Below are 13,634 nucleotides of genomic sequence, written 5' to 3' on the forward strand. Positions count from 1 at the left end.
CCGGCTCGGAGGCGACCGTTCGCCGCCCGACGACGTCGGCGGATCGAGGGCCGAACGGCCCTGGTGCCACTACGCGTGGCGGAGGCCGATGGTGCGCTGTACGGTGGCACGGTCCGGCGGCACGGTCCGGTCGCGGGGAGCACGACCGGCGTCGTCCACCGGCACAGCGGCAGGGCCGGGTGGCACCGGAACGGAACCGCGGGGGTTCGGCTCGGCCCGGCAGGTCCGTCGCCCCGGCCACCGACGCCCCGGCCACCGACGTGGTCACACGAGGCGCGGAAACGACCGCACGGCTCCCCTGTCGGGGACGGGTGCGGCCGAAAGGGGTGGCTCAGGAGACCAGTCCGCGGCGGAAGCCGTGGGCCACGGCCTGCGCACGGTCGCGCACACCCAGCTTGCGGAACAGCCGGCGGGCGTGGGTCTTGACCGTGTCCTCGGACAGGTAGAGCTCCCGGCCGATCTGGCCGTTGCTCTTGCCCTGGCTCATGCCCCGCAGCACCTGCAGCTCGCGCTCGGTGAGCTGGACCCCCGGGTCGGTGGGGACCCGCGGCGTCGGCACCGAGGTGCTGGCGAGGGTGTGCGCGAGCGCGGCGACCAGCTCCGGGCGCGACGCGTCCCAGCGCAGGTAGCCACGGGCGCCGCCGGCGATGGCCGCGGCGATGCTGCCGGCGTCGTCCGGGGCACCGAAGACGATGACGTTGGCCTGCGGGTGGGCCGCGACCAGGCGCCGGGTCGCCTCCACACCGGTGGGCACCGCACGCTGGGTCCCGACCAGGACCACGTCGACGGACTGGCGGGCGTAGCGGGCGAGGAGCTCGTCCCCGTGGGCCACGCAGTCGATGCGCTGGACCCCGGGGACCGCGGACATGACGCGGGTCAGACCCTCGCGGACGCTGCGACGATCGTCGCAGATGAGTACCGTCGTCACGACGATTCCTTCCTGCAGCTTCCTGCAGCCGGGTGATATTCACCCTCCGAATCGGCGGGTGACCCTCTCACCTTGACACGGTCGGGGCGAATTTGTGCCCTCCGTTCGGAACCTCGTCCCACCTGACTCAGCGTCATGTGGGTGAAAGGTCGCCGAATGGAGTAGTCCGTACGGTACATCGTCGGAGCCCGGTTTCCAGCACTACTCCCGCAGCAGATCGCGCCCGGTCCCGTCACTTCGCGTATAGAGGACGCTCACAGTGTGCAACACCGCATGTCGGCGACACTCCGCATCCGTTTGGCGACTGCGCGTATCCGACCGTGACGCTCCGGCGTGTCGCGCCCCGGCATCCGCGTGGCCCGGGCCCGGCGTCGTCGCCTGATCGGCGGCCGGATGTCCGGTTCGTGCCGCCTGCTCTCCGGCATCCGGGCCACTGCCGGCCCCGTTCAGCGGCGGGCCGGCCGCGGGCGCCCGGACCGGGCCGGCCAGGTCCGCCGCGGCGAGCAGGGCCGGCCGGTGCAGCGGGAGGTGGCCGGTCCGGAGTGCGTCCGCCGCGACGGTGCCCAGCTCCGCGAGCACCGACGCCCGGTCCTCGCCGGCCACGCCCGCGGCGACCGCCCGCACGAGGCGGCTCTTGAGGACGTGCCGGAGCGACCCGAGCGCACGCGCGCCGGCCAGTGCCTCGTCCGCCGCGGCGAGTGCCGCACCGGGGTCGCCGGCGACCAACGCGGTCTCGGCCCGCACCCAGCCGTGCCGGACCCGGGTCCGGGATCCCGGCGGGCCGCACCACGCCCCGGCCCGTCCCAGCAGGACGCCGGCCGTCGCGGCGTCGAACCGTCCCAGGGCGTCGGCCGCGAGCCCGGTCAGCGCGTCCGTCGTGGCCGCCGCGATGTCCAGCCCCCACCGGCCGCTCCCGGCCTCCGGTCCCCCGTCGTCCGGTGCAGCGTCGTCCGGTGCAGCGTCGTCCGGTGCGGCAGAGCACGCCGCCCCACCGGGTGTGGACGGCAGCGCCAGGCGCAGGGCCGCGGCGTCGAGCCGGGCGGCGGCGGTGTGCCCGCCCAGCTGCCGCAGGTGCGACGCCCGGGTGATCGCGACGTGCGCCCGCACGGCCGCGCCCACCCGCGGGTCCCGCCACAGTGGACCCAGTAGCGCCGCCGCGGCGGCGTAGTGGCCGAACCCGCCCAGTGCCACCGCCGCGGCCCAGCGCACCCGCGGGTCCGGGGAGGACGCGGCCCGGGCCGCGTCCCGGCCGGTCACGCCGCCACCGAGCAGCGCGGCCACGGTACGGCGGCGAACCGTCGCCCGGACGTGCACGATCGTTCACCTCGAATCAGGTTTGCGCCCGTCGATCGACGGGAATCTGGCCCACAACACGGTCGAGGTCGAAGGCAGGTGACAAACATGGCGGACATCCGGAGGCTTCCCGGCCCGGTCGCCGACATCTACGACTGGCAGATGGAGGGAGCCTGCCGGGGGATGGACAGCGCGTTCTTCTTCCATCCCGAGGGTGAGCGCGGGCCCGCGCGGGCCCGCCGGGAGGCTCGCGCCAAACAGGTCTGCGCCTCGTGCCCGGTCCTGCAGCAGTGCCGCGAGCACGCGCTGGCGGTGCACGAGCCGTACGGCATCTGGGGCGGGCTGTCCGAGTCCGAACGCGACACGATCATCCGCGGTCCGCGCCGCAGGCTCAAGGTCGCCGGGGACGCGACCACCGAGCCCGTGCACCGGTCCCTGGACTCGGCCTGAACCGACCCCCGGGCCCCGGCACGTCCTTCTCCTGCCACGCAACGCACAACGGCGGGCGACCCACAGGTCGCCCGCCGTCGTCGTGCCGGAAGGGGTGGCTCAGTGCCCGTGCCCGTGGCCGTGGCCACCGGCGGCAGCCGGCTCCTCCTCCTCGGGCTTGTCCACCACGGCGCTCTCGGTGGTCAGCACCATGCGCGCGATGGAGGCCGCGTTCTCGACGGCCGACCGGGTCACCTTGACCGGGTCGATCACGCCGTCGGCGACCAGGTCACCGTAGGTGCGGGTGGCCGAGTTGTACCCGGTCCCCCAGCCCTTCTCGGCGACGCGGGAGGTCACGATGGAGCCCTCGTCGCCACCGTTCTCGGCGATCCAGTACAGCGGGGCCGACAGCGCCTTGCGGACGATCGCGACGCCGGTCGCGGCGTCACCGGTCAGGCCCAGGCCGCCCTCGAGCTCGGCCGCGGCGTGCACCAGCGCGGAGCCGCCACCGGGGACGATGCCCTCCTCGACGGCCGCACGGGTCGCCGACACGGCGTCCTCGATGCGGTGCTTGCGCTCCTTGAGCGCGGTCTCGGTGGCCGCACCGGCCCGGATGACCGCGACACCGCCGGAGAGCTTGGCCAGACGCTCCTGGAGCTTCTCGCGGTCCCAGTCGGAGTCGGACTCCTCGATCTCGCGCTTGAGCTGCGCGACGCGGCCGTCGACGTCGGCCTTGGCGCCGGCGCCCTCGACGATCGTGGTGTTGTCCTTGGTGACGACGACGCGGCGGGCCCGGCCCAGCAGCTCCATCCCGGCCTCGCTGAGCTTGAGGCCGACCTCGGGGTTGATGACCTGACCGCCGGTGGCGATCGCGAGGTCGTCCATGAACGCCTTGCGACGGTCACCGAAGAACGGCGACTTGACCGCGGCGACCTTGACGGTCTTGCGGATCGAGTTGACGACCAGGGTGGACAGCGCCTCGCCCTCGACGTCCTCGGCCATGATCAGCAGCGGCTTGCCCTCGCCGAGCACCTTCTCCAGCAGCGGGAGCAGGTCCTGGATCGAGCTGATCTTGTCGCGGTGCAGCAGGATGTAGGCGTCCTCGAGCACCGCCTCCATCGACTCGGAGTCGGTGACGAAGTACGGCGACAGGTAGCCCTTGTCGAACTGCAGACCCTCGGTGATCTCCAGCTCGGTGGCGAGGGTCGAGCCCTCCTCGACGGTGATCACGCCGTCGTTGCCGACGGTCTGGATCGCCTGGGCGATCAGGTCGCCGATCTCCTGCTCGCGGGAGGCGATCGCACCGACCTGGGCGATGTGGCTGCCCGCGTCGACCGGGGTCGCCTTGGAGAGCAGGACGTCGGAGACCTTCTTGGCGGCCTCGGCGATGCCCTGTCCCAGCGCGGCCGGGGCGGCGCCGGCGGCCACGTTGCGCAGGCCCTCCTTGACCAGGGCCTGGGCCAGCACGGTCGCGGTGGTGGTGCCGTCGCCCGCGACGTCGTTGGTCTTGGTCGCGACGGTCTTCGCCAGCTGGGCGCCGAGGTTCTCGTACGGGTCCTCGAGGTCGACCTCGCGGGCGATGGTCACACCGTCGTTGGTGACGGTCGGCCCGCCGAACTTCTTGTCGATGACGACGTGCCGGCCGCGCGGGCCGAGCGTCACCTTCACGGCGTCCGCGAGCTGGTTCACGCCGCGCTCGAGCGCGCGACGGGTCTGCTCGTCGAAGCTGATCTGCTTCGCCATGTTCGTTCTCGCTGCCTCTCGTGGGTCTCTCGGGGGAAACCGGGTGAAACGCGACCGCCCCGGCCGGACCACCCGTCCGGTGGACCGCCCGGGGCGGTACGCGTCACGCGATGCTCGGCGTCAGTTGACGACGGCCAGCACGTCGCGGGCGGAGAGGATCAGGTACTCCTCGCCGTTGTACTTGACCTCGGTGCCGCCGTACTTCGAGTAGATGACGACATCGCCCACGGCCACGTCGAGCGGCACGCGGTTCCCGTTGTCGTCGACCCGGCCCGGGCCCACGGCCAGGACCTTGCCCTCCTGGGGCTTCTCCTTGGCGGTGTCCGGGATGACGATGCCGGAGGCGGTGGTGGTCTCCGCCTCGCTGGCCTGGACGACGATCTTGTCCTCGAGCGGCTTGATGTTCGCCACGACGATGACCTCCCCTTCCTGGGGTGAATCCGGTATCACGGGTTCTGTCCGGTGTCAGCAGCGCTCGCGTGCGACCTGCGCCCCGCCGTCGCGGGTGCCGGGGCGATGGTCTCGGTTGCGCGCTTTGGCACTCTACCCATGAGAGTGCCAGAAGGAGAGCGGGGCCTCAACCAGTTCCGCTCCGGCGAGTCCCGGGCGTTCCCGGAGCGCACGCGTCGCCGCCCCCGATCAGGTCGCGCAGCCGTCGCGCCGGATCCACCGGGAGCCGCCTGCGGCCGCGCAGATGCCGGAACACCGGGGCGAGCACCTCGTCGGCGAGCAGCTCCTGCCGGAGCACCGGCACCGTCAGCCGGTGCACCCGCAGCGGTGCCCACCATCCCCCGTCCGCACGGGGACGGGCGTCGGCGAGCACGTCCGCGAGTGCCTCGACGCCACCGCCCGGACCGGTGCGGTAGACGACCACCCGGTCCCCGGCGGCCGTCGTCCGCAGGCAGCATGGCGCGGCGGGCGGGTCGGCCACCTCCGCCGCGTCCCACAGCAGGATCGCGCTCGGCAGGACCGCACCCGGTCGGAACGGACCGGACGGGGACGGGCTCGGCGGGCCGGCTGCGTGCACGGGGAGCACTACCCCTGCACGCGCCGAACCAACCCTCCCGGGGCAGGCGGGCGACCGCGCCCGGTAGCGTCGCCGACCGTGGCTGACCTGGTACTGGGCGCGAACGTCTTCGGCTGGACGGCGGACAGGGACACCTCGTTCGCGATCCTCGACGCGTTCGTCGCCGCCGGCGGGACGAAGATCGACACCGCGGACTCCTACATGTACCGCGCACCGGGCAACTCCGGCGGCGAGTCGGAGACGATCCTGGGCGAGTGGATGGCGGCCCGGGGCAACCGGGACGCCCTGCACCTCGCGACCAAGGTCGGGTCCCTGCCCGGCCGGAAGGGCCTGGGCGGGGAGAACATCGCCGCCGCCGCCCGGGACTCGCTGCGCCGGCTGGGCACCGACCGGATCGACCTCTACTACGCCCACCGCGACGACCCGGACACCGCGCAGGAGGAGTCCCTCGACGCGTTCGACGCCCTGGTCCGCGAGGGCCTGGTCCGCGAGATCGGCGCGTCGAACTTCTCCGCGGAGCGACTGCGCTCGGCGCTGGAGATCTCCGGCCGGGACGGACTGACCGCGTTCACCGCGCTCCAGCCGCACTACAACCTGATGGAACGCGACGACTTCGAGGCGGCCCTGGCCCCGCTGGCCGAGTCCGAGGGGCTGGCCGTGTACCCGTACTACGGGCTGGCCAAGGGCTTCCTGACCGGCAAGTACCGCCCGGACTCGCCCGCGCCGGAGGGCCCGCGGGCCGAGGGGGCCGCGGCCTACCTGGACTCGCGCGGGCGGGCGGTGCTGGCCGGGCTGGACGAGATCGCCGCAGGCCACGGCGTCCCGGTGCCGGCGGTCGCGATGACCTGGCTGGCGGCCCAGCGGCCGGTCACCGCGCCGATCGCCAGCGGGCGCACCCCGCACCAGCTGGAGCAGCTGCTGCCGATGCTCACCCTCGCGCTGACCGACGACGAGCTGCGACTGCTGTCGTACCTGTCGGCGACGGGCTGACCTGCCCGGCGCGGGCCCGCTCCACCTCGTCGCGGAACGCGAGGTAGAGGTTCGCGACGGTCGCCGCGGCCCCGATCCGGGCCCCGAGCAGCGCCTCGACCTTGCGCAGCCGGTAGCGGACCGTGTTCGGGTGCACCACCAGCCTGCGCCCGGCCGCACCGACGTCCTGGTCGCAGGCCAGGTAGGCGACGACCGTGTCCAGCAGGTCCGGCGCGCGGGCCAGCTCGCCGAACTGCCGCTCGAACCGGTCGGCCGCGCGCGGGTCGCCGGCCCGGGTCGCGGACAGCCAGGTCGCGTAGTCGACCTCGTCGAGCCGGACCAGCGCACCGCCACCGGCGCCGGTACCGGCGGGGCCGGAGCCACGGGCGGCGATCCGGTGCGCCGTGCCGGCCTCCTCGGCCCGCTCCGGGCAGCCGGTCAGGTCGGTGAACGGCCCGCTCGTCCCGACCGTCCCGCTCGTCGCCGCCGAGTCCAGCCAGTGGGCGCCGGGCCCGTCGTCCACCAGCAGCGCGCTCGCGCTGATCCCGGCCACACCCGGGTCCGGGTCCTCCAGCACGAGCAGCCGGGGCGGCTCGTCGCCCGCGACGCGGTGGTCGCGACCGGGCCGGGGCGGTTCGGGAGCGTCCCAGCGCACCATCCGCAGCGGCTCGCCCGGGCGGAACCCGAAGGCGCGCAAGCGCTCCCACGTCTGCCGGACCCGCGATGCCGGGAGCCCGGCGAGCAGCTCCGAGAGCAGCCGCCCGGCCTCGCGCCGCTCCTGATCAGCGGTCAGCACCCGGACGCTGTTCGCCGCGGCGAGCACCCGCGCGGCGGTGCGGAGCAGGTCCTCACCCAGGTCGTCGAGCACCCGGGACTCCCGGGAGGCGATCACCAGGTCGTAGTCCGCGGGGCCGATCCGCAACGACCGGTGCCGGACCTCCCAGCGACCGACGGTGAACGCGGGCCCGGCACGGGCGAGCTCGTCGGCGATCAGGCGGAACGGGGCGGGACCGGTGGCGGCGACGGTGCGCCCGGACGCGTCGAACAGCGCCGCGGCGCCCCGGGCGAGCGCGCCGAGCCGGACCATCAGCGTGCCGGTCGGATCGGTGGACACGAGCGCGCCGAGCAGGTCGTCCTGCAGCCACACCGTCCGGCGCAGCAGGTAGGTCTCACCGGCCAGGACGCCGCGGGTCACCGCCTCCTCGATCCGCGCGAACGGGACCTCGGGGGCGACCGCGAGCACCGGGATGCCGTGGGCCCGGGCCGCACGGCGCAGCCCGGACGGCACCTCGTCGAACACGATCCCGGTCCCGAACAGCACGGCGGCGATCCGGGCCGCGGCCAGCGACTCCACGAGCGCGTCCCACCCGGGGTCCTCCGGCCCCGCCGCCGCGAGCCGCAGCCCGGTCGTGAGCATCAGGCTGCCGGGGCGGAGCCACCGGGCGGCGTCGGCGATCTCGATCGAGTGCGCGCCGCGTACCGCGACGTCCAGCCCGGCGTCGTCGAGCGGGGTCAGGCCGAGCCCGGGCTCGTCGACCAGGGCGCGCAGGGTCAGGCCATCCGGCACCGGCCCACTCCTTCGTCTGTACGGACAACGATCCGTGGCCCGGACTGTAGATCCGACAGTGACGGCCGGGAAGGACCCTCGTCAGAGTGGGCCCCGTCACCGACGACCGGACAGCGACGGAGGCCCCATGACCAGGCAACGGGTTGCGATCGACGTCGGGGGGACCTTCACCGACGTCTGTGTGTTCGACGAGGCCGGCCACGACGTGCGGGTCACCAAGGTCCCGTCCACACCGGACGACCCGATGCGGGCGGTGCTCGACGGCGTCACCCGCGGCGACATCGACCTGCGCCGGGTCTCGCTGTTCTCGCACGGCACCACGGTCGCGACGAACGCCCTGATCACCCGCAGCTTCCGGCCCGCGGCGATGGTCACCACCCGCGGCTTCCGGGACGTCGTCGAGATCCGCGACGGCACCCGCGACGACCTCTGGGACGCCTACGCCGACGTCGCCCCGCCCTACATCCGGCGCCGTGACCGGTTCGAGGTGCCGGAGCGGATCGACCAGGCCGGACGGGTGGTGAGCCCGCTGGACGAGGACGCGGCGCGCGAGCTCGCCCGGCTGCTGCGCCGGCGCGGCGCCCAGACCGTGGCGGTCTGCTTCGTGAACTCCTACGCCAACCCGGCGCACGAGATCCGGATGCGCGAGATCCTCGAGGAGGAGCTGCCCGGGACCTCGGTCTCGACCAGCGCGGAGATCCTCCCGGAGATCTTCGAGCACGCCCGGTTCACCACCACCGTCGCCAACGCGGTGCTGGCCCCGCTGGTCAGCGGCTACGTCGGCCGGCTGGCCGAGGAGCTGCGCGCGGGCGGCTACACCGAGGACCTGCTGCTGCTGCACTCCGGCGGCGGGTCGATGACCCCGCGCACCGTCGAGCGCTACCCGGTCCGGCTCGCGGCGAGCGGGATCGCCGCGGGGGCGATCGCCGCCCGGCACGTCGCGGCCCAGTGCGGGTTCGCCGACGCCATCGGCCTGGACATGGGCGGGACGAGCACCGATCTGTCGCTGGTGCACGGCGGCACGCTGCGGATGACCAAGGAGTGGTCCGTCGAGTACGGCCACCCGATCATCTTCCCCTCGATCGAGGTCCTGACGATCGGCGCGGGCGGCGGCTCGATCGCCCACATCGACGACGCCGGCTCGCTGCGCAACGGGCCGCAGTCGGCCGGCGCCGACCCCGGCCCGGCCTGCTACGACGGCGGCGGTGAGCTCGCCACCAACTCCGACGCGAACATGTACCTGGGCCGGCTCGGCGACACCCTCGCCGGCGGGGCGAAGCAGCTGCGCCGCGACCTGGCGGAGAAGGCGCTGCGCAGCACCGTCGCCGACCCGCTCGGGCTCGACGTGGACCGGGCGGCCGAGGCGGTGCTGGAGGTCGCGAACGCCAACATGGCCGACGCCGTCCGGCTGATCTCGATCCGCCGGGGCCTCGACCCGCGCGAGTTCGCCCTGATCGCGTTCGGTGGGGCGGGCGGCCTGCACGGCGCCGACATCGCCCGCGAGCTGAGCATCCCGACCGTGATCGTGCCGCCCAACCCGGGCGTCACGTCGGCGCTGGGCTGCCTGCTCGTCGACATCCGGCACGACCTGTCCGCGATGTTCGGCGGGCGGGCCGACGAGATCGACGTCGCCGACGTCGAGGACGCGTTCGGCGGGCTGGAGTCCGAGGCCGCGGCCCGGATGCGGGCCGAAGGGGTCGCCGACGGCGACGTCGTCCTGCAACGGGCCGTGTCGATGCGCTACCTCGGCCAGTGGCGGTCGCTGCAGGTCGACTGCGGGCACGGCCCGGGCGCGCTGGACGAGGCCGTCGAACGGTTCCACGAGCAGCACGAGCGCGAGCACGCGTTCCGCCGCGACGACACCCCGGTCGAGATCTACCAGCTGGGACTCACCGCGATCGGCACGACGCCGAAACCCTCGTTCCCGGCCCGCCCGGCCGCGGGCGGCGAGCCGGCCCCGGCACGGCGCCGCCCGGTGCGCTTCTCCGGGGACGGCTGGCTCGACACCGCGGTGTACGACCGGGCGGACCTGCGGTCCGGGCACGCGTTCGACGGACCGGCCGTCGTCGAACAGCTCGACTCGACCGCGCTCGTGCCGCCCGGCTGCCGGGCCGAGGTCGACGAGTGGCTCAACATCCGTATCCGGATCGCGGGAGGGACCCGATGACCGAGACGCCCACCACGCCGACCCCGGCCGGGCTCGACCCGGTGACCTTCGAGGTGCTCAAGAACGCCTTCGTCACCGCCGTCGACCTGATGAGCGAGCAGATCATGCGGACCTGCTACTCGTTCGTCATCTACGCCCGCGACTTCTCCTCGGCACTGTGCGACGCCGAGGGCAACACCGTCATGCAGGGCAGCGAGGACATCGCCGTGCACGTCGGCACGCTGCACTTCCAGTGCAAGGCGGTGCTCGAGCAGTTCGGCGACGACATCCACCCCGGCGACGTCTTCGCCGTCAACGACCCCTACCGCGGCGGCACCCACTTCAACGACGTCAGCTTCATCCGCCCGATCTTCGTCGGCGACGAGATCATCGGCTACGCCCAGAACAAGGGCCACTGGGCCGACATCGGCGGGTCGGTGCCCGGGTCGTTCGACGTCAACGCCGGCGAGCACTTCGGGGAGGGGCTGCGGATCCCGCCGGTGCGGATCTGGCGCCGCGGCACCCGGCTCGACGACGTCGCGCAGCTGCTCGTGTCCAACACCCGCTCGCCCTACAGCAGCATGGGTGACCTCAACGCGCAGGCCGAGGCCACCTCGGTGTGCGAGCGCGAGGTGCTGCGCCTGGTCGAGCGCTACGGCCGCGACACGGTCGTCGCCGCCATGACCGGCGTGCAGGACTACGTCGAGCGGCTCGTGCGGGCCCGGCTGGCCGAGCTGCCCACCGGGACCTGGGAGACCGTCGACCACCTCGACGCCGACCCCGGCGCCGGCGAGGGCCTGATCCCGGTGCGGATCCGGATGACCATCGACGCCGACGGCGTGTTCTACGACCTGGGCGGCAGCGCGCCGGTGGTCTCGACGTTCCTGAACTCCGGCTACGGGACGACGTTCTCCGCGCTCTACGCGGGCACCAAGACGTTCTTCCCGGAGGTCCCGCTGAACTCGGGCTTCTACCGCGTCGTGCGCGGCGACATCGGTCCGGAGGGGACGGTGGTCAACGCGGGCTGGCCGTACGCGGTCACCGGGTTCTGCTCGGGCCCGTACGAGAAGCTGATGAACGGGCTGTTCGAGATGTGGTCGGCGGTCATGCCGGAGCGGGCCATGGCGTGCGCGTTCAACCTGGAGTACCTGCTCATCGGCGGTCGCGACGTCCGGACGGCCGACCGCCCGTTCTTCATGTGGTACGACTGGATGGCCGGTGGCTGGGGCGCCCGGGCGACCAAGGACGGGCCCAACGCCTCCTCGCCCGTGTTCGGTCCGGGCCTGGCCGTGCAACCGGTCGAGGGCCAGGAACGGCTCTCCCCCGTGCTCATCACCGAGCACCGGATCGTGCCCGACTCCGGTGGCCCGGGCCGGCACCGCGGCGGGTGCGGCCTGGAGAAGGGCGGCACGCTCACCGACTGCACCGGCACCGTCATGTCCTACTGCTGTGACCGGGCGCGCTCGATCACCTGGGGGATCGAGGGCGGGCTGCCGTCGGTCCCGCACGGGGTGTGGCTCAACCGCGACACCGACGACGCCCGGTTCCTCGGGGCGACGTTCTCCGGGGTCAAGGTCGGGCCCGGGGACACGTTCACCCGGCCGTCGGCGGGCGGCGGTGGGAAGGGGGACCCGCTGACCCGGGACCCGGCCGCCGTGCTGGAGGACGTGATCGACGGCTATGTGACCCTCGACGGGGCGCAGCGCGACTACGGCGTGGTGATCCGGCCGATCGACCCGGAGCTCGACTCCTACGAGATCGACGTGGCGGGCACGGACACGGCGCGCGACCGGATCCGCGCGGAGCGGCGCGGGTGGCTCGAGGCCGACCCCGAGGAGGTCGCGCGCCGGTACCGGGCAGGCGAGCTCGACACCGCCGACCTGGTGCGCCGCTACGGCGTGCTGGTCGACTGGGGCACCGGCGAGCTGCACCCCGACACCACCCGCGAGTACCGGGAGCTGCTGCGGCGGCGGTCGGTCGAGCACTGGACCTGATCCCGGTGCGATCACGGATCCGGCGGGAAAGCGGTCATCCGTGGCCGTCTCGACGCCGGATCCGTGATCACTCGTCGGTGAGCAGGGCCAGGTAGACGCCGGCCAGCACCGACGGGTCACGCAGGTCGCCGACGCGTGCCCGTACCCGGCCCAGACGGTGCCGGACGCTGTTGTCGTGGACGTGCAGCGCCCGCGCCGTCGCGGGCACGTCCTGCCGGTGCGCGAGCCAGGCCCGCAGCGTGGCCACCAGGGTGGCGTCCAGCGGCCCGAGGAAGTCCCCGGCGAGCTCGCGGGCCCGCTCCGCGCCGACCTCGGCGACCATCCGGTCCAGCACGGGGAGGTCCTCGGCCCGGACCGGTCCGCCCCCGGTGAGGGCCGCACGGCGGGCGGCGAGGCGGGCGTTGCGGTAGGCCGGACCGAGCGGCGCACCGGGCGGGACGGCCGAGCTCCCCGCGACCGGGAGCATCTCCGGAACGGCCTCGACCAGCGCGACCACCGCGCCGTCGAGCTCGCCGAGCAGGTAGGGCGCGTGCAGCGTGTCGAGCACTCGCTCGGCCTCGGGCAGGCCGGCCTCGGGTGCCAGGACCGCGACCACCCGGGCCCGATCGGGAGCCGGGCCCGCGTCGGCGGCGGGGCGGGCGGGCCCCGCGTCCTCCCGGCCGGCGCTCGATGTCCGGGCATCGGGCACGCCCGCGGTGCCGACGCCGACCAGCCGCCGCAGCTCGGCGGCCCGGAGCCGGCGCCGGCGCGCGGCGTCCTCGTCCCCCGCCGCGGCCAGCCCACCCAGCAGGCGCGACACCAACGTCACCGCACGCACGATCAACGGCACCGGCACCGAACCGCGCGACACCCCGGCGAGCACCCAGGACCGCAGCTCACCGCCGGGCCGGACGGCGGCGGCGAACAGCCCGTCGGCGTCCACCACCTCCACCGGCGGGCCGGTGACGGGCAGCGCCCGGAACCGGGTCCAGCGCTCGGCCGCACCCCGCTGTCCGGACCCCGGGTCGGCGGCCAGCACCGAGCCGTCCGGCCGGTGCAACGCCACCCCGCAGCGCAGCACCCGGGCCAGCCCGTGCACCAGCGCCGTCGCCGGGTCCGGGCCGCCGAGCAGCGCGGTGAGGGCGTCGGTGATCGCGGCGGCCCGGCGGAACGCGTCCAGGTCGCGGTCGAGCAGGGTGGCGTCGACCGCGCGGACGATCTCCCGGAACGGGGTGGCCTCCGGCACCGTGAACAGCGGCAGGTCCCGGCGGCGGGCCTCGTCGACCAGGCCGGGCGGCACGTCGTCGTGCACGATCCCGACGCCGAACCCGAGCGCGGCCACCCCGCCGGCGGCCAGCTCCGTGACCAGCTCCCGGCACGGCCCGGGGCCGGCGAGCCGCAGCCCGGTCGTCAGCAGCACCCAGCCCGGCGGCACCCAGCGCGTCGGCTGGTCGATCTCGACGACGTGCGCCCCGAGCACCGGCACCCGTCGCCCGGCCACCACCGGCGCGAGCCCCAGCTCCCCGCGGTCGAGCAGATCGTCCAGCTCCATGGGTTGT

Annotated in this window: 11 protein-coding genes; 4 read left to right on the top strand and 7 right to left on the bottom strand. The window is 74.3% G+C overall.

Annotated elements, in window-relative coordinates; all coding sequences use genetic code 11:
• Positions 1-331 precede the first annotated feature (331 nt).
• Entirely contained in the window at positions 332-928 is a 597-nt protein-coding gene (locus BM093_RS21685) for a response regulator transcription factor (protein ID WP_010225624.1), read from the bottom strand.
• Between the two features lie 201 nt (positions 929-1,129).
• A complete protein-coding gene (locus BM093_RS21690; RefSeq protein WP_143105471.1) occupies positions 1,130-2,242 on the bottom strand; it encodes a hypothetical protein in 1,113 nt (370 codons plus the stop codon).
• Between the two features lie 87 nt (positions 2,243-2,329).
• Here BM093_RS21690 and BM093_RS21695 point away from each other — a divergent pair, with 87 nt between their 5' ends.
• Entirely contained in the window at positions 2,330-2,671 is a 342-nt protein-coding gene (locus BM093_RS21695; protein ID WP_093347889.1) for a WhiB family transcriptional regulator, read from the top strand.
• A gap of 99 nt (positions 2,672-2,770) precedes the next feature.
• Here BM093_RS21695 and groL read toward each other — a convergent pair whose 3' ends face one another.
• The 3 genes from groL to BM093_RS21710 form a co-directional block, all read right to left on the bottom strand.
• Positions 2,771-4,393 (bottom strand): chaperonin GroEL, encoded by a 1,623-nt coding sequence (gene groL, locus BM093_RS21700; RefSeq protein WP_093347892.1) that lies wholly within the window; start codon positions 4,391-4,393, stop codon positions 2,771-2,773.
• Positions 4,394-4,513: 120 nt separating this feature from the next.
• Positions 4,514-4,804: a co-chaperone GroES gene (gene groES, locus BM093_RS21705; protein ID WP_010225616.1), complete on the bottom strand. Its 291-nt coding sequence runs from the start codon at positions 4,802-4,804 to the stop codon at positions 4,514-4,516.
• 166 nt (positions 4,805-4,970) lie between these two features.
• Positions 4,971-5,420 (bottom strand): hypothetical protein, encoded by a 450-nt coding sequence (locus BM093_RS21710; protein WP_143105472.1) that lies wholly within the window; start codon positions 5,418-5,420, stop codon positions 4,971-4,973.
• 78 nt (positions 5,421-5,498) lie between these two features.
• Here BM093_RS21710 and BM093_RS21715 point away from each other — a divergent pair, with 78 nt between their 5' ends.
• Entirely contained in the window at positions 5,499-6,410 is a 912-nt protein-coding gene (locus BM093_RS21715; protein WP_093347900.1) for an aldo/keto reductase, read from the top strand.
• Here the strand turns inward: BM093_RS21715 and BM093_RS21720 are convergent.
• Positions 6,349-7,956, bottom strand: coding sequence for a PucR family transcriptional regulator (locus BM093_RS21720; protein WP_093347903.1), 1,608 nt, complete (start codon positions 7,954-7,956; stop codon positions 6,349-6,351). The genes BM093_RS21715 and BM093_RS21720 overlap by 62 nt on opposite strands.
• 127 nt (positions 7,957-8,083) lie before the next feature.
• Here BM093_RS21720 and BM093_RS21725 point away from each other — a divergent pair, with 127 nt between their 5' ends.
• Together BM093_RS21725 and BM093_RS21730 are read left to right on the top strand one after the other, a co-directional pair.
• Positions 8,084-10,123: a hydantoinase/oxoprolinase family protein gene (locus tag BM093_RS21725; protein WP_093347906.1), complete on the top strand. Its 2,040-nt coding sequence runs from the start codon at positions 8,084-8,086 to the stop codon at positions 10,121-10,123.
• Positions 10,120-12,096, top strand: a complete 1,977-nt coding sequence (locus BM093_RS21730; protein ID WP_093347909.1) for a hydantoinase B/oxoprolinase family protein — start codon at positions 10,120-10,122, stop codon at positions 12,094-12,096. The genes BM093_RS21725 and BM093_RS21730 overlap by 4 nt, the downstream gene beginning before the upstream one ends.
• Positions 12,097-12,163: 67 nt before the next feature.
• On the opposite strand, the gene BM093_RS21735 is transcribed toward BM093_RS21730, so the two are convergent.
• Positions 12,164-13,627 carry a PucR family transcriptional regulator gene (locus BM093_RS21735; protein WP_093347912.1) on the bottom strand — a complete coding sequence of 488 codons (1,464 nt, stop codon included), beginning with the start codon at positions 13,625-13,627 and terminating at the stop codon, positions 12,164-12,166.
• Between the last annotated feature and the right edge of the window lie 7 nt (positions 13,628-13,634).

Source organism: Pseudonocardia ammonioxydans, from assembly GCF_900115005.1.
GTDB lineage: Bacteria > Actinomycetota > Actinomycetes > Mycobacteriales > Pseudonocardiaceae > Pseudonocardia > Pseudonocardia ammonioxydans.